The organism is Streptomyces sp. NPDC051664, assembly GCF_044453545.1.
GTDB lineage: Bacteria > Actinomycetota > Actinomycetes > Streptomycetales > Streptomycetaceae > Streptomyces.
Map to the genome: position 1 here is coordinate 30,148 of NZ_JBITCU010000024.1, position 18,795 is coordinate 48,942.

Here is an 18,795-nt window from a genome sequence, read left to right on the forward strand (position 1 = left end):
CCGGGCGCCGGACCGGTCCGACGGTGGATCAGTCGTTCTTCGTGTAGGTGAGCTGCTCGCCGGTCTCCGTGTTCTCGCGGCGCAGGGTGCCCTCCGGGAGCAGCGTGAGTGTGGTGGCCTTGCCCGGGGTGCAGGACGACATGGGTTCGCCGAGCGTCACCGTGGAGGGGCCGATGTTGATCGGTCCGTCGGGGGAGGGCTCGGAGGTCAGGTCCGCCTGGAAGACGCAGCGGTAGGTGCCACCGCTGTCGATGGGGCCCTCCGCGGTGAGGGTGAGGACGGCCTGGCCCACCTTGCCCTGCTGGATGACGAGTTCGCGGGTGGAGTGCCCCGTGGCGTTGTCGATGGTGCCGGACCAGGTGCCGAGGTAGGCCTCGGGGATGGGCCCGTCGTCGTTCTTCGATTCGTCACCGGGGGCCGGGCCGGTGGAGGACGGGGAGTCGTCAGGGACGGGGGAGTCCGACGGGTCGGAGGAGTCGGAGGGGGATGCGGTGGGCGATGCGGCGGGCTTCTTGCCGTCGTCGCTCATGAGCGCGTACACCGAGCCGCCGGCACCGATCGCGACGAGCACCGCGACCGCGACGAGCGCGATGGTCGACCCCGTGCTGCGTCGCGTCGGCGCGGGCTGCGCGCCGGGCGCGACGGTGGGGTGGAGCGGGCCGTACGGGGGCGTGGAGCCGAAGCCTGGGTGCTGCTGCGGGTAGCCGTAGCCCTGGCCGGGGTGCGGTGGGGCGGGCAGCTGCGGGTAGCCGTACCCGGGGGCGGGCTGTCCGGGCGGCGGAGGTCCGAACCCAGGGACCGGGTGCGGGGCCGGGGCCGGCGCGGGGGGCTGGGTGCCGATCACCGTGGGGAGCGCGTGGACTGCGCCGGGCGCCTGGGCCGATGGAGGCTGCGGATCGCCCACGGGGGGCACCGCGTCCTGCGGCCCCGCGACCCCCGCCGATTCCTCCGGATCCTCCGAGTCCAGCAACTCCACCGCGTGGCGGCCGAGTTGGGCGATCAGTGCGCCCGGCAGCCACGGTTCGGCCGTCTCGCCCTCCACCAGCCGCTCCAGGATCGCCTCCGTGGCCGGCCGGTCGGCCGGGTCCTTGCGGAGGCAGTCCCGGACGAGGTCGACCAGGTCCACCGGGACACCGGTCAGGTCCGGCTCCTCCTGTGCGATCCGGAAGAGGAGGGCATGGACCTCGTTGTCCGCCCCACTGAACGGAAGCCGGCCCGTCGACGCGTACGCCAGCACCGAGCCGAGGCAGAACACATCGCACGCGGCGGTCACCCGCTCACCCCGCACCTGCTCCGGCGCCATGAAGCCAGGTGATCCGACCAGCGAGCCGGTGCGGGTGAGACCCCCGTCGGTGACGGTGTCGAGCGCCCGGGCTATACCGAAGTCGATGACCCGCGGACCGTCGATCGTCAGCAGGATGTTGGACGGCTTCAGGTCCCGGTGGATGAGGCCGGCGGAGTGGATGGACCGGAGTGCGTGGGCCAGTCCGGCCCCCAGGATGCGGACCGAACGCTCGGGCAGCGGACCGTACGCCCCCGGACCCGGACCCGCCGCGGCGCCCGCGCGACCGGAGACGGTGGCCTGGAGGGACGGCCCGGCGACGTACCCGGTCGCGACCCACGGCACCGCGGCCTCGGTGTCGGCATCGAGTACGGGGGCAGTCCAGGCCGACCCGACCCGGCGGGCGGCCCGCACTTCCTGACGGAAGCGGTCGCGGAACTCCTGTTGTTCGGCGAGCTCCCGGCGTACCAGCTTGATCGCGACCGTACGGCCCCGGTCGGAGCGGGCCAGATAGACCTGCCCCATGCCGCCCGCGCCCAGCCGCCCCAGCAGGCGGTATGCGCCGATGCGTTGCGGATCCCCGGAGCCGAGCTTGTCCATGGTGTGCAGTCCTTCCCCCTCCGGCGACACGCCGCCGATGCGGCATGAGGATAGCGTCCGGCGGAAGGCCGGGCCGGGACACGGCGGCCGCCGACCCGACACCCTGCCCACCAAACCGCCCCACGCCATACAAGATGGCCATGTCGAGCCGCTCACCGCACGACCTACGCTCGCCGCATGACCCCTCATGCCTCCCATGGATCCCACGCTCCGCAGGTCGACTCCGCGGCCGGTGCGGCCGTGAAGGCCGCCGATCGTGCGCACGTGTTCCACTCCTGGTCCGCCCAGGGCCTGATCGACCCGCTCGCCGTCGCCGGCGCCGAGGGGGCGTACTTCTGGGACTACGACGGCAACCGCTACCTGGACTTCACCAGCGGCCTCGTCTTCACCAACATCGGCTACCAGCACCCCACCGTCGTCGCAGCGATCCAGGAGCAGGCGGGCAAGCTCGCCACCTTCGCCCCCGCGTTCGCGATCGAGGCCCGCTCCGAGGCCGCACGCCTCATCGCCGAGCGGACCCCCGGCGACCTGGACAAGATCTTCTTCACCAACGGCGGTGCCGAGGCCGTCGAGAACGCCGTCCGGATGGCCCGGCTGCACACCGGCCGTACGAAGGTGCTCTCCGCCTACCGCTCGTACCACGGCGCCACCTCGACGGCCATCAATCTGACCGGCGACCCGCGCCGCTGGCCGTCCGACAACGGTTCGGCGGGCGTCGTCCGGTTCTGGGCCCCGTTCCTGTACCGCTCGCCGTTCTACGCCGAGACCGAGGCCGAGGAGTGCGCCCGCGCCCTCCAGCACCTGGAGGACACCCTCGCCTTCGAGGGCCCCGCCACCATCGCCGCGATCATCCTGGAGACGATCCCCGGCACGGCCGGGATCATGACGCCGCCGCCCGGCTACCTCGCCGGTGTCCGCGAGATCTGCGACCGGTACGGCATCGTCTTCGTCCTCGACGAGGTGATGGCCGGATTCGGGCGCACCGGCAAGTGGTTCGCCGCCGAGCACTTCGACGTCACGCCCGACCTGATGACCTTCGCCAAGGGCGTCAACTCGGGTTATGTGCCGCTCGGCGGCGTCGCCGTCTCCGCCGAGATCGCCGCCACCTTCGAGACCCGCCCCTACCCGGGCGGACTCACCTACTCCGGTCACCCGCTGGCCTGCGCCGCCGCCGTCGCCACCATCGGTGTGATGGAGGACGAGAAGGTCGTCGAGCACGCGGCCCACATCGGCGAGACGGTCCTCGGTCCCGGCCTGCGCGAGCTCGCCGAGCGCCACCCGTCGGTCGGCGAGGTGCGCGGCCTCGGCGCGTTCTGGGCGCTGGACCTGGTCCGTAACAGGGAGACCCGCGAGCCGCTCGTCCCGTACAACGCGTCGGGCGAGGCCAACGCTCCGATGGCGGCCTTCGGCGCTGCGTGCAAGAAGAACGGCCTGTGGCCCTTCATCAACATGAACCGCACCCACGCCGTTCCGGCCTGCAACGTCACGGAGGCCGAGGCCAAGGAGGGTCTGGCGGCACTGGACGTGGCCCTGTCGGTCGCGGACGAGCACACCGTCTGACGCATCCGTCCGACGCATCCGTACGCATCCCGCATGGCGCTCCTCCCCGTGCCCGGAACCGGGCACACCGGCCCTGGCTTAAGGTGGCCGCAGCCGAAGAGGGAGGGTCGCCATGGGCGCGGGCGGAGCTGTGACCCGCAGTACGCTGCGGCAGCAGATCGCGGACGCGCTGCGTGACGAGGTGCTCGCCGGGCGTATGCAGCAGGGGCGGGAGTTCACCGTCAAGCAGATCGCCGAGCAGTACGGGGTCTCCGCGACGCCCGTGCGCGAGGCGCTCTTCGACCTCTCGGCGCAGGGCCTGCTCGAATCCGATCAGCACCGCGGATTCCGGGTGCACGAGTTCACCGTGGCCGACTACCGGGCGATGGTCGAGGCCCGCACCCTGGTCATGGACGGAGTCATCCGCGACATCTTCTCCGGACCGCCGCCCTCGCGCATGCAGGCGGCGAAGTACCGCGAGTCACTGGTCTCGGTGCGACGCAGAGCCGATGAGGCCGCGCGGGCGGCGCGCGGCGGCGACCTCGACATCCTGATCGGCTACGACCTGCGTTTCTGGCGTGAGCTCGGCGCACTCGTCGGCAACACGTACATCACCGACTTCCTGCACCGGCTGCGCGTCCAGTGCTGGGTGTTCGCCGTGCCGTACCTTCGCGGCGACGTGGACGTACGGGACTGGCTCTGGAACGGCCATCCCGCCCTGGTCGCGGCCATCACGCTGGGCGACCACGACGCGGTTCGTGCGGTGATCGACGACTACAACGCCCGCTCGCTGATGTGGGCGGACCGGCTCGCGGCCGGCAACCCGGCGCACCCGGGGCACGGCGGGAAGCCGAAGGCGCCGTAGGGACGACCGGCTCGGCAACAAGGTGTTCCCGAGCCGGTCATGAGGGACCACTGTGCGCAACGTGCCGATCGCATTACGCTGTCCCGACCATCGCACGCACCCTTGCGAGAACCCGTTGGAGAGCGAGACTTCGTGGCCTGTGACCTGTGGCTGGTCCCCCTCGTCGATGTGCTGTGCCACAGCCCCGACAATCCGTTCGCCGAAGAGATAGCCCTCTACGACAAGGCGCTGGGCGATGCCGGACTGCCGGCCGTACCCGTGTACGCCTACATGCCGGGCCTGACCGGCGACGTGGCCCCCGTGGCGGGCTTCGACTACGACGCCCTGCACTTCCTGCGCCGCGCCTATCTGCTCCAGCTGAGCGGCCTCGCCGTCACACCCGTCGACGAACTGGGCGGGGACTACGAGCAGCTGCTGGAGATGTTCGAGCCGACGGCGCAGCAGTCCCATCTGGTCTGGCACTACGACCACGCGGGGGCGTACGTCCCCGTGGACTTCCCCTCCCCGCTCACCAACGACGAGCTGCTGGAGGGCGGTGGCCCGCTGGGCTCGGCACACGGGCTGCTGCGGGAGCTGGAGTTCGTCGCCCCCTCCATCGGCATCGACCCGGCGAACCCGCCGGCCGCCCCCGCACCGCCCGCCGCACCGACCTCCCTGGAGGAGCCGGCGAGCCCGATTCCGTACGACGACAGTCCGTTCGCCCGGGAACGGCACGTCTGGCTGGGCCTGCACGCGGCGGTGACCCGAAGTCTCGCCCAAGGCTCAATGATCATCTTCAGCTGACGCGACGGCCGGGCCCCCGCCCCGGAGTCACCAGCCCGCCCGGAGCCGCCGATCGCCGGTCACCGCGGTGGCTCCGGGGGCCGTTGCCGCGGCATGTTCGGGCGGGCCATCGACTGGAGCGGGAACCGCCCCGGCGGCATCCACTGCTCCGTACGCCCCCCGACCCCGCTGCCGGACACCAGTGCCTGCATCCCCATCGGCGCGGGCCCGGCCCGGAACTCGACCATCCAGTCCGCGGTCTCGGACCGCACGAGCTCCGTGATGTCCTCCGAGAAACGTCGCAGCACCCCGAGGCACCGCTCCGCCGCCTCGCTCGCCGTCCCCTCGGTCGGCCCGAGCACCTCCCGTACGCACTCCGACGCCCAGTCGAACTGCAGCACCTGGAGCCGTCGCTGCACGGCCTGGGCCGTGGCGAGGTTCCTTATCCAGCCGGAGGTCAGGCCGAAGAACCGATCGCAGGCCATGCACGCGGCGCCCAGCAACAGCGACAGATAGCCCCAGCCGGCTGAGCCGTCCAGTGCCCCCGTCAGATCGAGGAGCGGCAGCGCGGCACCCGCGACCACTCCGGCCGCCGTGCCGATCCGCAGCGCCCTGGCGCCGCGCCGCTTCCACACCCGGTCGGCCAGGTACCAGCCGGCGGTGCGCAGCGCGTCGGCCTCGACGTAGCGGTACAGCTCGTCGAGGCGTTCCGCGGGTTCACCCCAGTCACCGAGGGGGAACGGCTGCCCGGTCAGATCCCCGCCCCGCGCACCGGAACCCAGACCCGGGCCCAGGCCCGAGCTCGTCTCCGGGCCCGAACCCGGCGGAACGGCCGAACCCGGCGCACCGGGCTCGTTGCGGGGCGCTCCCTCGGGCTGCATCTCCGGCTGGCTCACCGGGGCACTCCTCTGCACTCTGCGTATCGACGTACCAACGCGTGCTTCGACGCGTGCACTCGACGGCGGGCGGACTTTCGACGTGGCCGACCTGTCCCGCTTACGTAACCCTGCGTGACGGGCGGTGCACGTGTGCGTACTGATACGCATGCCCTTCCTACCGCCGAATGGTGGGCCGTGGGGTCGAAATCGCAGTATTTCTGGGTGGGTAGGGCCTGTGATCAGGTATAGGAGTCGCTGTCGTTGACGGGATCTCACCCGAAAGGGTTGCTCGCCAGTGGGTGGGGCGTGGTGCCCGGGGACCACGTAGGCTCGGCATACCCGAAACTTTTGTCGTCGAATTGCCAGGAGTGACCGTGATTCCCGGTGGTGGTCAGCCCAATATGCAGCAGCTGCTGCAGCAGGCCCAGAAGATGCAGCAGGACCTCGCCGAGGCCCAGGAGGAGTTGTCGAGGACCGAGGTCGAGGGGCAGGCGGGCGGCGGTCTGGTGAAGGCGACCGTGACCGGTTCCGGCGAGCTCCGCAGCCTGGTCATCGACCCCGCGGCCGTCGACCCCGAGGACACCGAGACGCTCGCCGACCTGGTCGTCGCCGCCGTCCAGGCGGCGAACGAGAACGCGCAGCAGCTTCAGCAGCAGAAGCTGGGCCCGCTGGCCCAGGGGCTGGGCGGCATGCCCGGTCTGCCCTTCTGATCCGTCAGCACACCAACTACCGTACGTACCACGACGGCGACAGCCGCGGGTCTCAGCTCAGGAAGGCGTTCCGTTGTACGAAGGCGTGGTCCAGGACCTCATCGACGAACTGGGCAGGCTGCCCGGCGTCGGCCCCAAGAGCGCGCAGCGGATCGCTTTCCACATCCTGCAGTCCGAGCCCACCGACGTACGCCGTCTCGCCCATGCCCTCCTGGAGGTCAAGGACAAGGTCCGGTTCTGCTCGGTGTGCGGCAATGTCGCGCAGGAGGAGCAGTGCGGGATCTGCCGCGACGCGCGTCGCGACCGGACGGTGATCTGTGTGGTCGAGGAGCCGAAGGATGTCGTGGCGATCGAGCGGACCCGAGAGTTCCGCGGCCGTTACCACGTCCTCGGCGGGGCGATCAGCCCGATCGAGGGCGTCGGTCCGGACGATCTGCGCATCCGTGAGCTGCTGGCGAGGCTCGCCGACGGGTCCGTCACGGAACTGATCCTGGCCACCGACCCCAACCTGGAGGGCGAGGCCACCGCGACGTATCTGGCGCGGATGATCAAGCCGATGGATCTGCGGGTGACGCGACTGGCCAGCGGGCTGCCGGTGGGCGGCGACCTCGAGTACGCGGACGAGGTCACCCTGGGCCGCGCGTTCGAGGGGAGGCGGCTGCTCGATGTGTAGCACCTGTACCACCACGTCTCACGACGGTTTTACGTTCAGCGACGCTATCTTCTACTCACCGTTCGTGACCGTGCCCACGGGAGGTCCCCTCGATGTCTGACGCCACGCTGAACTCCGTCACGCAGGATCCGGACGACTTCGCTGTCCAGATCGCGGACCAGATCAAGTCGTTCATCGTCGCCGTGACCGAGGTGTCCAAGGTCGACGAGCCGGAGCAGGCCGTCCCGATCCTGCTTCTCCAGGTCTCCCAGCTGCTGCTGGCGGGGGGCCGCCTCGGCGCGTACGAGGACATCGTCCCGGACGAGCGCTACGAGCCGGACCTGGGCGCCGAACCGGACGCGGACGGCCTGCGCGAGCGCTTCGCGACCCTCCTCGAGCCGATCGACGTCTACTCCGAGGTCTTCGACCCGTACGAGCCCCGCAAGGCCCCGGTCCCGTGCCGCATCTCCGACGGCCTGGCCGACCTGGTCACGGACCTGCGCCACGGCCTGGCCCACTACGAGGCGGGCCGCACGACCGAGGCGCTGTGGTGGTGGCAGTTCTCGTACTTCTCCAACTGGGGCTCCACCGCCTCCGCCACCCTGCGTGCCATCCAGTCCCTGGTCGCCCACATCCGCCTGAACCAGCCCCTCCAGGAGCTGGACGGGCTGGACACGGACCAGGACGCGGGCGAGGACGACCTGGCCGAGGAGGCGGGCCGGGTGATGGCGGAGGAGATCGCGGGACCGCTGGGCCTGCGCCCGGTGAAGTAGCCGTTCGGCCGCACCGAGCGGCCCGGCGTGTGGAGTGGGGCACATACAGGAGTGGATTCCGGTGCGCCGGGCAGCAGCCCGGTACGAGCAGTTCGGGGCGACACGTCGAGATCACGTGGTGAGCGGGACATCTCACGATGCGATATCGGCGGGGCGTTTCCGGACTGCTCGTTAAACTGAGCGGACCGAAGCAATGGAATGAGCGAGGAGCGCACGTGGGCCTTGTCGTGCAGAAGTACGGAGGCTCCTCCGTAGCCGATGCCGAAGGCATCAAGCGCGTCGCCAAGCGAGTCGTCGATGCCAAGAAGAACGGCAACCAGGTGGTTGTCGTGGTGTCTGCGATGGGCGACACGACGGACGAGTTGATCGATCTCGCCGAGCAGGTGTCACCGATGCCTGCCGGGCGTGAGTTCGACATGCTGCTGACCGCAGGAGAGCGGATCTCCATGGCCCTGCTGGCGATGGCGATCAAAAACCTGGGCCACGAGGCCCAGTCGTTCACAGGCAGCCAGGCCGGCGTCATCACCGACTCGGTCCACAACAAAGCGCGCATCATCGATGTCACGCCGGGCCGTATCCGGACCTCGATCGACGAGGGCAACATCGCCATCGTCGCCGGGTTCCAGGGGGTGAGCCAGGAAGGCAAGAACATCACCACCCTCGGCCGCGGCGGGTCCGACACCACCGCCGTCGCACTGGCGGCCGCGCTGGACGCCGAGGTCTGTGAGATCTACACCGATGTGGACGGTGTCTTCACCGCCGACCCGCGGGTCGTGAAGAAGGCCCGGAAGATCGACTGGATCTCCTTCGAGGACATGCTGGAGCTGGCCGCGTCCGGCTCCAAGGTACTGCTGCACCGGTGCGTGGAGTACGCACGCCGCTACAACATCCCGATCCACGTCCGCTCGTCCTTCTCCGGACTGCGTGGCACCTGGGTCAGCAACGAGCCGCAAGGGGACCAGAAGGTGGAGCACGCGATCATCTCCGGAGTCGCCCATGACGTCTCCGAGGCCAAGGTCACCGTTGTCGGCGTGCCCGACAAGCCGGGCGAGGCCGCCGCGATCTTCCGCACCATCGCGAACGCGGAAGTCAACATCGACATGGTGGTGCAGAACGTCTCCGCCGCGTCGACCGGTCTGACCGACATCTCGTTCACGCTGCCGAAGGCCGAGGGCCGCAAGGCCATCGACGCCCTGGAGCGCAACCGCGGCACGATTGGCTTCGAGTCGCTGCGCTACGACGACCAGATCGCGAAGATCTCCCTGGTCGGCGCGGGTATGAAGACCAACCCCGGGGTCACCGCCTCCTTCTTCGAGGCGCTGTCCGACGCCGGTGTGAACATCGAGCTGATCTCGACGTCCGAGATCCGCATCTCGGTGGTCACCCGCGCCGACGACGTCATCGAGGCCGTGCGCGCCGTGCACACGGCCTTCGGTCTCGACAGCGACTCCGACGAGGCAGTCGTGTACGGGGGCACCGGCCGATGACACCCCGCCGCCCTTCGCTCGCGGTCGTCGGAGCGACCGGGGCGATCGGCGGCGTCATGCTCCAGATCCTTTCGCAGCACGCGGACGTCTGGGGCGAAGTGTCGCTGATCGCCTCGTCGCGTTCGGCCGGCCGCAAGCTGGTCGTACGCGGTGAGGAGACCGAAGTCCTCGAACTCACCGAGGACGCGTTCGACGGCGTGGACGTCGCCCTCTTCCTGGTGCCCGACGACGTGTCCGCGCGCTGGGCGCCGATCGCCGCGTCCAAGGGCGCGGTCGTCGTCGACGACTCGGCGGCGTTCCGGCTGGACGCGGATGTGCCGCTGGTCGTGCCCGAGATCAACCCCCACGCCGTACGGATGAGGCCCCGGGGCATCGTCGCCAGCCCCAACTGCACCACGGCGTCGCTGATCGTCGCGATCGGTGCGCTGCACGCCGAGTTCGGGTTGCGGGAGCTCGTCGTCTCCTCGTACCAGGCGGTGAGCGGAGCGGGCCGAGAGGGCGTCGCGGCGCTGCGCGAACAGCTGTCGATGGTCGCGGGTACGGAACTGGGCACCAAGCCCGGAGACGTACGCCGGGCCGTCGGGGAAACCGAGGACTCGCCCTTCGCCGCTCCGGTGGCCCTCAACGTCGTGCCCTGGGCCGGAACGGAGGCCGGGGACGGCTGGTCGTCCGAGGAGCTGGCGATCCGCGACGAGTGCCGCAAGATCCTGGACCTGCCGAATCTTCCGGTGGCGGCGACCTGTGTGTACGTACCCGTCGTCGCGACGCACTCGATGTCCGTGCACGCCCGCTTCGAGAACGAGGTCGAGGTCGACCGGGCGCACGAGATCCTGGCGACCGCACCCGGTGTGGTCCTGTTCGACAGCCCGGCCTCCGGCGACTTCCCGACGCCGTCCGATGTCGTGGGCACCGACCCGACCTGGGTGGGGCGGGTGCGGCGGGCGCTGGACGATCCGCGCGCCCTGGAGCTGTTCGTATGCGGCGACAACCTGCGCAAGGGGGCGGCGCTGAACGTGGCGCAGATCGCCGAATCCGTGGCTGCCGAGTTTCCCCGCGCCTGATCCGGCCCGACGGTTCACGATCGAACCTGTTTTGTACGTTCTGTGAAGCCCTTGTGAGCAAGACGCTGGTCTGAACCTCTTGAGCTGGGGCGTTGTGGTGTCCGACGATGACCTTCGGCCCGCTGGAACCAGTAGTCGGGCAGCGCGCGTCTATGCCGTCACTTCGCGAGTGGTGGGGCGCGAAAACGGGGCATTTGTGGAAGAGCAGGTACGTATGAGGGCATGTCGCACAGCGTCAAACGCGGTGCCGCACGCGTACAACCCTGACGGGGGGACGCGTGTCCAACTGGCGTGGCAGAGGTTCTCGACATCACAGTGGTGGGCCCGTTGCGAGGCGCTTCAGTGCGTCCGCTCCGGCGGCCCCGCGCACCCGGCGGTATGCCGGTGATTGCGCCCATGCCTGCTGCGCGCCCGGCCCAGCTGCCGTCGCAGCGCGGGGGTGCTGAGGAGACCGTGGCAGCAGCCGGTACCACGGTCGACCATCTCACCGAGACCTACCGCGCCCACTACCGTTCGCTGCTCGGCCTCGCGGCTCTGTTGCTGGACGACACCGCGTCGTGTGAGGACGTGGTGCAGGAGGCGTTCATCCGCGTGCACTCGGCGCGGAACCGGGTACGTGAGCCGGAGAAGACACTCGCGTACCTGCGCCAGACGGTCGTCAACCTGTCGCGCTCCGCGCTGCGCCGCCGCATCCTCGGGCTGAAGCTGCTCTCCAAGCCGATGCCCGACATGGCGAGTGCCGAGGAGGGTGCGTACGACCAGCTGGAGCGGGACGCGCTGATCAAAGCGATGCGGGGGCTGCAACGGCGCCAGCGGGAGGTGCTGGTGCTGCGTTATTTCGCAGATATGACCGAGGCCCAGGTGGCCGAGACACTGGGGATTTCCCTGGGTTCGGTCAAGGCGTACGGCTCCCGCGGTATCGCGGCGCTGCGCGCCGTGATGGAGGCTCAGACATGAGTTGGCGCGAGCACAAGGACCCCGCGCAGGAACGCACGCACGAGCGTGAGATCGACCGGACTGGAAACGGAATTGTGAACCACGGGCCGGAGAATGCGTCCAACTCGCCGAACGTGAACTCGGACGGGAACCCGGATACGGGCGCCATGTCCGTCGAGGGAGTGCCGGAAACGCAGGGCGGGGGAGACGACACCGCCGAAACGGAACGGCTCGCCGGCCTGACGGCCCTCTTCGGCGCGGTACCGGGCGTGGGCCCGGGTGCAGGATCGGGCCGGGGTGCCGGTGGCGGCTCCGGTGACTTCGACGGCTCCGGTTCGGACCTGGACGAGGTCGTCCTGCGTCGTATGCTGCGGGGCGCTGTCGAGGGCCTCGAACCCGGCGACGGCACCCTCGACCATCTGAAGCGCGCCGTCCCCGCCCGGCGCGCCAGGAAGCGGCAGGCCGTCGTCGGAGCGGCGGCGGCGGTGCTGCTCATCGGCACCGCGATCCCCGCGTTCGTACACGTCGCCAACTCCGACGGCTCGGGCACCGCCAACCCGGCCATCGCCGCGCACGGCGAGCAGGCACAGGGCGGCAGCGGCTCCGACACCGGCTCGGCAGCCGGTGAGAAGGCCGGTGGCGGCGCGGCCGACGGACAGGGCACCGGCGGCAACGGCCACCCGAACAGTGCCAGCAGCCCCTCGGACACCGACGGCCAGGGCGCCGACGACGACGCGGCCGACGGCGGTGCGGGCCTCGCCGACAGCACGGCGGCCTCGATGCCCGTCTGCGACCCGAGCCAGCTCGGCGTCGCCTCGGCCGAGACGGGCGCGGCAGGTGCCGACGGCACGGTGTACGGCAGCTTCCGGATCTCCAACGTCTCCGGCAAGGACTGTTCGGTGACCACCAGCGGCACCGTGGGCTTCCAGGCGAGCGGCGCGGCCGACCCGGCCAAGATCGACGTCGTGCAGCACACCGCGGGCGATGCGGCGGCCGGACTGCCCGACCCGTCGCAGGAGGCGGGCACAGTGCTGCTGAAGCCGACCCAGGCGTACGAGGTGCAGTTCGCCTGGGTCCCGAAGGACACCTGCCCGACCTCCGGCGGATCGCCGACCCCGACCCCGACCGACGGTGCGGCGGGTACCTCCGACGGCACCGGTGACAACAGCACGTCGCAGGCGGATGTGCAGCTCGGCAGCGAGGACGGCGGCACGACGCTCGACGGCAGCGTCGCTGTGACGCACACCCCGGAGCCCGGGGCGCCGGTCGCGGAGGCGAAGATCCCCAACGCCTGCGCGGGCACGATCTACCGGACGGGCGTGCTCCCGCCGACGGCCTGAGGGCCGTCCCGTAATCCCTGGTGGATCAGCGCGCGCCGTCGGATGCGGTGCATCGCAAGGCGGAGGGGCGTCATCGTACCGGTCGTATTCGGGCGTTCCCACAACGCAGCGAGGTGCCGTAGCTGTCGTCGTGCGCCCGCCAGGGGTTACGGGACAGCCCTCAGCACCATGACGCATACGTGAGGGGGGCCCACCGGTCGAACCGGCGGGCCCCCCTCACGTATGTGCGCACGCCGGGACGGCTCAGGCTGTGCGCGTACCCGTGTCCGTGTCCGTGTCGGGCACGAGGCCCAGCTTCACGTCCCGCGCGGCCTCCGCCTCGCGGCGGACCAGCCGGAACCACATGAAGAGCACGAAGGCGGCGAAGACGAACCACTCGCCGGTGTAGCCGAGGTTCTGGAACGCCTTCAGGTCGAGACCGCTGCCCTGCGGCGCCACGGCCGGTACGGGGCGCAGCGCGCTGTCCTCGGCGTCGCCGCTGCTGTCGGTGTCCTGGAGCGTCACCCATGCGTCGTACACGTCGTACGGCACGAGGTTGACGAGGGACGCGGCGCTGATCATGCCGAGCTGCCCGTCGGGGAGGCCTCCCGCCGCGTCGACGCCGTCGGTGCCCGTGTTCTCGGACGCCTGGAGGTCGCCGGTCACCGTGACCTCGCCGGTCGGCGCGGCGGGCACCGCAGTGTGCCCGGGCCTGCCCGGCAGCCAGCCGCGTACCACCGGCAGGGCCTTGCCGCCGTCGGTGCGCAGCATGTTCAGGACGTAGAAGCCGCTCCTGTCGTCCAACTCGCGGCCGGGCACCAGGAACTGGTCGGCGTACCGGCCGGTGGCGGTGGCCGGGCGGCCGGACGTCACCGTGTCGACCGGCAGCAGATCATCGAGAGGCTTTGCGGCTCTCGCCCCCGGGGCCGGCTGCTTCGCGGCCTGCTCGTGCGACTGCACGCGGTCCTCGAAGCGGCCGAGCTGCCAGGTGCCCATGAAGACGCAGAGCGGGATGGCCAGTACGGCGAAGAGGTTGATCCCCCACCATCGTGGGGTCAGCAGGAACCGGTACACCCCTCCACGGTACGGTCCCCGCTCCGGAACCCCGGAGCGGGGTGCCGCCGACGTCACCACCCCGGTGGCCGGGGCGCCCGCTACCCGAGGTGGCGCCGGGCGAAGCCCAGCTCCAGCCGTACCTGCTTGATGCGCTCCTCGACGACGAGCGAGCCGTGCCCCGCGTCGTACCGGTACACCTCGTGCACCGCCTGCCGGGCCTTCAGCCGCTCCACATAGTTCTCGACCTGGCGGATCGGGCAGCGCGGGTCGTTGACCCCCGCCGAGATGTGGACCGGCGCCCGCACGGCGTCGACGTACGTCAGCGGGGACGAGGCCTCGAACCGCTCCGGCACCTCCTCCGGTGTACCGCCCAGCAGCGTGCGGTCCATCGCCTTCAGGGCCTCCATCTCGTCGTGGTACGCCGTGACGTAGTCCGCGACCGGGACCGCGGCCAGGCCCAGCGCCCAGTCCTCCGGCTGCGTACCGAGGCCGAGCAGCGTCAGATAGCCGCCCCACGAGCCCCCGGCCAGGACCAGCTTCGCGGGGTCCGCGAGCCCGGACTTCACCGCCCACTCCCGGACCGCCGCGATGTCCTCGAGCTCGATCAGGCCGACCCGGTGCTTGAGCGCGTCCGTCCAGGCCCGCCCGTACCCCGTCGAGCCGCGGTAGTTGACGCGGACGACCGCGTAGCCGTGGTCCACCCAGGCGGCGGGCCCGGACGCGAAGGCGTCGCTGTCGTGCCAGGTCGGGCCGCCGTGGATCTCGAAGACGGTCGGAAACGGACCCTCGGCCGGGGCAGCGGGCCGCTGCACGAGCGCGTGGATCCGGCCGCCGGGCCCGTCCACCCACACGTCCTCCACCGGCACGGACGCCGGAGCCTTCGCACCCGGCGGATCGAGCACCACCGCCCCCGTCGTGGACCGCACGGCGGGGGGCTGGTCGGCGGACGACCACAGGTACTCCACGGTGCCGTCCGGCCGGGCCGTGGCACCCGACACCGATCCGGCGGGTGTCTCCACCCGCACCGGGGCGCTGTCGGCCCCCGGCTCGTACCGCCACAGGTCGCTGCGGGCCTCGAAGCCGTGCACGATCAGCAGCGCGGAGCCGTCCGGATACCACTCGGCGCCCACGTCACCGGGCAGATCGATCGCAAGATCCGTCTCCGTCCCCGCCACCGGGTCCCAGATCATCGGCTCCCAGCGGCCCCGCCGCTGATGCCCGACCAGCAGCCGGGTGTCCCCGGCCACCGGCGCGAAGCCCAGCACCGACAGGCCCAGCTCCTGCGTACCGCCCTTGGTGTCGTCGAGCTCGGCGACCGTTGTCCCGTCCGGCCGCACCACGCGCAGCGCCGAATGCATCGCGTCGCCGTGCTCGGTGTGCTCCAGGGCGATCAGCGTCCCGTCGTGCGACAGGTCCCCGACGCCCGCCGACTCACGGTGCCGGTAGATCTCGACGGGCGGAGCCCCGGGGCGTACGACATGGATCGTCGTCCCGTCCTCATCGGTCGACCGGCCGACCACCGCCGTCCCGTCCCGCCCGATCGCGAGCCCCGCGGGGTACGAGGGTTCGAGCCCGGGAGCCGCGGGCTCGTCCGCCGCCCCGCCGCTCTCGCCGCCGTGGAACGGCTGGCGCATCCACACCCCGAACTCGTCGCCGTCGGTGTCGTCGAACCACCAGATCGTCTCGCCGTCCGGCGTCAGTATCCCGTCCGTCGTCCCGTTCGGCCGGTCGGTGACCTGCCGCTGCTCCCCGGTCGACCGGTCCCACGCGTACAGCTCGTACGTCCCCGTCGCGTTGGAGACGAACAGCGCACGGTCCGGCGCGTCCTCCGCCCAGTCGGGCAACGACACCCGGGGCGCCCGGAAGCGCTGCTCCCACTCCGGAACGGAATCGGTCGTCGGCGCCGGAACGGAATCGGTCGTCGAGCCAGTGATCTCAGTCATGCCCCCCATTCTGCGCCGGGGGCCGGACACTCGGCTCGCATCGTCCGCAGCCTGTGGAAAACTGCCGGACCGGCCGGCCCGGGCACGGCGTCGCGCACGCGGTACGGCTGACGGGCTGTCAGGGTGTCGTCGGTTCGGGTGCGGGGCCGGCCCGGTCCCAGCCGGGGGAGCGGACGTCGACGGTGAGGGTGCCCCTCGCGATCTCCTCGCCGCAGGTGCGGCAGATCCACGCGGCGTCCAGGTCATGCCCGTGTGCGCCGTCGCCCTCGCCACGGCTCTCCGCGTCCGTGGTGGCCGCCGGTCCATGGACCACGACGACCGGCGGCTCCTCGTGCACCCAGCGGTCGCCCCAGTTCAGCAGGGCCCGGATCACCGGAGCGAGGTCCCGGCCCGCCTCGGTCAGGTGGTACTCGTGGCGCAGCGGCCGTTCGTTGTACGGGCGCCGCTCGACCACCCCGGCGTGCTCCAGTGACCGCAGCCGGGCCGCGAGTCGGTCCCGGGGTGCACCGGTGTTCCGGGCGATCGCCTCGAACCGGTGATTGCCGAAGAAGATCTCGCGCACCGCGAGCAGCGCCCACTTCTCGCCCACCACCTGCAGTGCGGCGGCGGCGGAACACGGGCGGCCGGGCAGTGCGCCGATGTCGATACGGCTGCCGGAACCATTCATTGCACTCACCCCTGCAAGGTTGCCATCTCAAACTTGCTGGCGCTACCTTGCCGTCATGACAGTTGGAAAATCAAACTCACTCGCGGGCCCGGCCGACCCGAGGCCGCCCGCCCCGCCCGCGGAGCCCGGGCCGCCCACGGCGAACAGGCCCGCGAAGGGCCCGGCGAACGGGTCCGTGAAGAGTTCATCCACTGGATCCCGTGCGACGGCCTGGATCGTCTCGGCCGGGGTCTTCGTCGTGAACCTCGACCTGTTCATCGTCAACGTGGCCGTCCCCGCCCTCGGTGACTCCTTCGACGGCAGCTCGCTCGCCTCGCTGTCCTGGGTGCTCAACGCGTACGCGATCGTCTTCGCCGCACTGCTCGTCGTCGCAGGCCGGCTCGCGGACCGGTACGGGCACCGGCGCGGCTTCCTCCTCGGCCTGGCGGCCTTCACCGTGGCCTCCGTGCTGTGTGCCGTCGCCCCCGGGGTCGGCTGGCTGGTCGCCGCCCGTGCCCTGCAGGCGGCCGGAGCCGCCGCCCTGATGCCCACCTCGCTGGCTCTGCTGCTGGTCAACACCGCGCCGGAGCGCCGGCCGCAGGCCATCCGCAGCTGGGCGGCGATCGGAGGAATCGCCGCCGGTCTGGGGCCCGTGATCGGCGGGCTGCTCGTGGAGGCCGACTGGCGCTGGGTGTTCCTCGTCAACGTGCCGGTCGGTGCGGTCGGCCTGGTGGCCGGGGCCCGGCTGCTGCCCGATGCCCGCCCGGACCGCGACGGGCGGCTGCCGGACCTGGCCGGCGCCGCGTTGCTCACGCTCGCCATCGGCGCACTCGCGCTCGGCCTGGTCAAGGCGGACGCCTGGGGCTGGAGTTCGCCGGAGGTGATCGGCTCGCTCGTCGCGACGGTCGTCCTCGCAGGGGCCTTCTGGCTGCGCTCGGCCCGGCACAGCGCCCCGATCGTCGAACTGCCGATGCTGCGCACCCCGGCCTTCGCGGCGGCGACCCTCGCTGCGCTGCTCTTCTCCGTCGCGTTCGCGGCGATGCTGCTGACATCGGTGCTCTGGTGCCAGCAGGTGTGGGGCTACTCGGCGATCCGTACCGGACTGGCCATCGCTCCCGGGCCCCTGGTCGTACCGGTGCTCACCGTCACGTCGGGCCCCGTGATCCGCCGCTTCGGCGCGGGCCGCACAGCGGCGTTCGGCTGTCTGCTGTTCGCCGTGGGCCTCGGCTGGTGGGCCGTCGCGCTCGATACGGCCCCGCACTACGCGGCCGGACTCCTGCCCGGCATGCTGATCACCGGTATCGGCGTCGGCTTCGCCCTGCCCACCCTGGTCGGTGCGGCCGCGGTGGCCCTGCCGCCCACCCGGTTCGCAACCGGGTCGGCCGTCACCACGATGGCCCGTCAGACCGGTTCCGTCCTCGGCGTGGCCCTGATGGTCACGCTGCTCGCCACCCCGGACGGCCCCGCCGAGGCGCTCGACGCGTTCCGGCACGGCTGGTGGGCGGCGGCCGCCACCGCCGTACTGGCCGCGGCGACCGCCCTCGCACTGCCCCGGCCGGGCGCCGCGGGCCGCGCCTGACACGTAACAGACGGAACGGAACGGGACAGAGAGGTGGCGGTCCACCGGTGTCGTGCCGGCGGACCGCCATCTCGAACAGGGCTGCGTAAGACTGCTCCCAGGTCCGCTGCTGCTTCGACTGTCGAAGGTGACGATGTACGCGATTTCCCTGGGTGACGACGGCGCCGAGCTGCGCCCGCTGGAGCCGTGGCGGGCCGAGGAGTTCCTGGCCCACATCGACCGAGGGCGGGAGTTCGTCGGGCAGCACAACGCGCTGCCCGACGTCGTTACGGACCTGGAGTCGAGCCGGGCGTTCCTCCAGGCGTACGCGGAGAAGGCCGCCGCCGACGCCGGGCGGCTCCACGGCATCTGGACGGGTGACAAGCTCGTCGGCGCGGTCCTCCTCCGGACCATGGACATCGAGCAGGGCACCGCCGAGGCAGGCTGCTGGCTGGAGCCGTCGGCGGTGGGCAGGGGGCTGGTGACCCGGGCCGCGCGTGTGATCATCGATTGGGCCATCGAGCAGCGGGGCATCCACCGCGTGGAGTGGTGGGTCTCGGCGACGAACGAGGCCGGCATCGCCGTGGCCCGGCGGCTCGGGATGACGCGAGACGGCGTGCTGCGGGCAAGCTACCTGTACCGGGGGAAGCGGCACGACGAGGAGATCTGGTCGGTGCTTGCACCGGAATGGCGTGCGGGCAAGCAGTCGTCCTGAGGCCGGTGCCCTC

At 71.3% G+C, this 18,795-nt stretch carries 17 protein-coding genes; 12 read left to right on the forward strand and 5 right to left on the reverse strand.

Features of this window, described 5'->3' with window-relative positions:
- Positions 1–28: 28 nt before the first annotated feature.
- The gene (locus ACIA8E_RS31080) at positions 29–1,882 is read right to left on the reverse strand and encodes a serine/threonine-protein kinase (RefSeq protein WP_399303003.1); all 1,854 of its coding nucleotides are present in this window, start codon (positions 1,880–1,882) and stop codon (positions 29–31) included.
- A 177-nt stretch (positions 1,883–2,059) separates the two neighbouring features.
- On the opposite strand from ACIA8E_RS31080, the gene ACIA8E_RS31085 reads away from it, so the two are divergent.
- The 3 genes from ACIA8E_RS31085 (at position 2,060) to ACIA8E_RS31095 (ending at position 5,069) form a co-directional block, all read left to right on the forward strand.
- A complete protein-coding gene (locus ACIA8E_RS31085) occupies positions 2,060–3,442 on the forward strand; it encodes an aspartate aminotransferase family protein (RefSeq protein ID WP_267003625.1) in 1,383 nt (460 codons plus the stop codon).
- A 112-nt stretch (positions 3,443–3,554) separates the two neighbouring features.
- Positions 3,555–4,286 carry a GntR family transcriptional regulator gene (locus tag ACIA8E_RS31090; protein WP_399303005.1) on the forward strand — a complete coding sequence of 244 codons (732 nt, stop codon included), beginning with the start codon at positions 3,555–3,557 and terminating at the stop codon, positions 4,284–4,286.
- Between the two features lie 132 nt (positions 4,287–4,418).
- The gene (locus ACIA8E_RS31095) at positions 4,419–5,069 is read left to right on the forward strand and encodes a hypothetical protein (RefSeq protein ID WP_399303007.1); all 651 of its coding nucleotides are present in this window, start codon (positions 4,419–4,421) and stop codon (positions 5,067–5,069) included.
- Between the two features lie 59 nt (positions 5,070–5,128).
- On the opposite strand, the gene ACIA8E_RS31100 is transcribed toward ACIA8E_RS31095, so the two are convergent.
- Positions 5,129–5,929, reverse strand: a complete 801-nt coding sequence (locus tag ACIA8E_RS31100) for an SLATT domain-containing protein (RefSeq protein WP_399303115.1) — start codon at positions 5,927–5,929, stop codon at positions 5,129–5,131.
- A 371-nt stretch (positions 5,930–6,300) separates the two neighbouring features.
- Here ACIA8E_RS31100 and ACIA8E_RS31105 point away from each other — a divergent pair, with 371 nt between their 5' ends.
- The 7 genes from ACIA8E_RS31105 (at position 6,301) to ACIA8E_RS31135 (ending at position 12,885) form a co-directional block, all read left to right on the forward strand.
- Entirely contained in the window at positions 6,301–6,636 is a 336-nt protein-coding gene (locus tag ACIA8E_RS31105; protein WP_078852974.1) for a YbaB/EbfC family nucleoid-associated protein, read from the forward strand.
- 73 nt (positions 6,637–6,709) lie between these two features.
- Positions 6,710–7,309 (forward strand): recombination mediator RecR, encoded by a 600-nt coding sequence (gene recR / locus ACIA8E_RS31110; protein WP_399303009.1) that lies wholly within the window; start codon positions 6,710–6,712, stop codon positions 7,307–7,309.
- Between the two features lie 92 nt (positions 7,310–7,401).
- Positions 7,402–8,061, forward strand: coding sequence for a DUF5063 domain-containing protein (locus ACIA8E_RS31115; RefSeq protein WP_326604982.1), 660 nt, complete (start codon positions 7,402–7,404; stop codon positions 8,059–8,061).
- A gap of 215 nt (positions 8,062–8,276) precedes the next feature.
- The gene (locus tag ACIA8E_RS31120; protein ID WP_267003613.1) at positions 8,277–9,548 is read left to right on the forward strand and encodes an aspartate kinase; all 1,272 of its coding nucleotides are present in this window, start codon (positions 8,277–8,279) and stop codon (positions 9,546–9,548) included.
- A complete protein-coding gene (locus tag ACIA8E_RS31125; protein ID WP_399303011.1) occupies positions 9,545–10,609 on the forward strand; it encodes an aspartate-semialdehyde dehydrogenase in 1,065 nt (354 codons plus the stop codon). The genes ACIA8E_RS31120 and ACIA8E_RS31125 overlap by 4 nt, the downstream gene beginning before the upstream one ends.
- Before the next feature lie 291 nt (positions 10,610–10,900).
- Entirely contained in the window at positions 10,901–11,566 is a 666-nt protein-coding gene (locus ACIA8E_RS31130; protein ID WP_399303013.1) for a SigE family RNA polymerase sigma factor, read from the forward strand.
- A complete protein-coding gene (locus ACIA8E_RS31135) occupies positions 11,563–12,885 on the forward strand; it encodes a hypothetical protein (RefSeq protein ID WP_399303015.1) in 1,323 nt (440 codons plus the stop codon). The genes ACIA8E_RS31130 and ACIA8E_RS31135 overlap by 4 nt, the downstream gene beginning before the upstream one ends.
- A 243-nt stretch (positions 12,886–13,128) precedes the next feature.
- Here the strand turns inward: ACIA8E_RS31135 and ACIA8E_RS31140 are convergent, their stop codons facing one another.
- The 3 genes from ACIA8E_RS31140 to ACIA8E_RS31150 all read right to left on the reverse strand — a co-directional run bounded on the left by ACIA8E_RS31140 (position 13,129) and on the right by ACIA8E_RS31150 (position 16,530).
- A complete protein-coding gene (locus tag ACIA8E_RS31140; protein WP_399303017.1) occupies positions 13,129–13,938 on the reverse strand; it encodes an SURF1 family protein in 810 nt (269 codons plus the stop codon).
- 80 nt (positions 13,939–14,018) lie between these two features.
- Entirely contained in the window at positions 14,019–15,863 is a 1,845-nt protein-coding gene (locus ACIA8E_RS31145) for a S9 family peptidase (protein ID WP_399303019.1), read from the reverse strand.
- 118 nt (positions 15,864–15,981) lie between these two features.
- Entirely contained in the window at positions 15,982–16,530 is a 549-nt protein-coding gene (locus tag ACIA8E_RS31150; protein ID WP_399303117.1) for a winged helix-turn-helix transcriptional regulator, read from the reverse strand.
- Positions 16,531–16,705: 175 nt separating this feature from the next.
- Between ACIA8E_RS31150 and ACIA8E_RS31155 the strand changes: the two genes are divergently transcribed.
- Both ACIA8E_RS31155 and ACIA8E_RS31160 read left to right on the forward strand, forming a co-directional pair.
- On the forward strand, positions 16,706–18,088 hold the full coding sequence (locus ACIA8E_RS31155) for an MFS transporter (RefSeq protein ID WP_399303021.1): 1,383 nt from the start codon (positions 16,706–16,708) through the stop codon (positions 18,086–18,088).
- A gap of 133 nt (positions 18,089–18,221) precedes the next feature.
- Positions 18,222–18,782, forward strand: coding sequence for a GNAT family N-acetyltransferase (locus ACIA8E_RS31160; protein WP_399303023.1), 561 nt, complete (start codon positions 18,222–18,224; stop codon positions 18,780–18,782).
- The last annotated feature ends 13 nt before the right edge of the window (positions 18,783–18,795 follow it).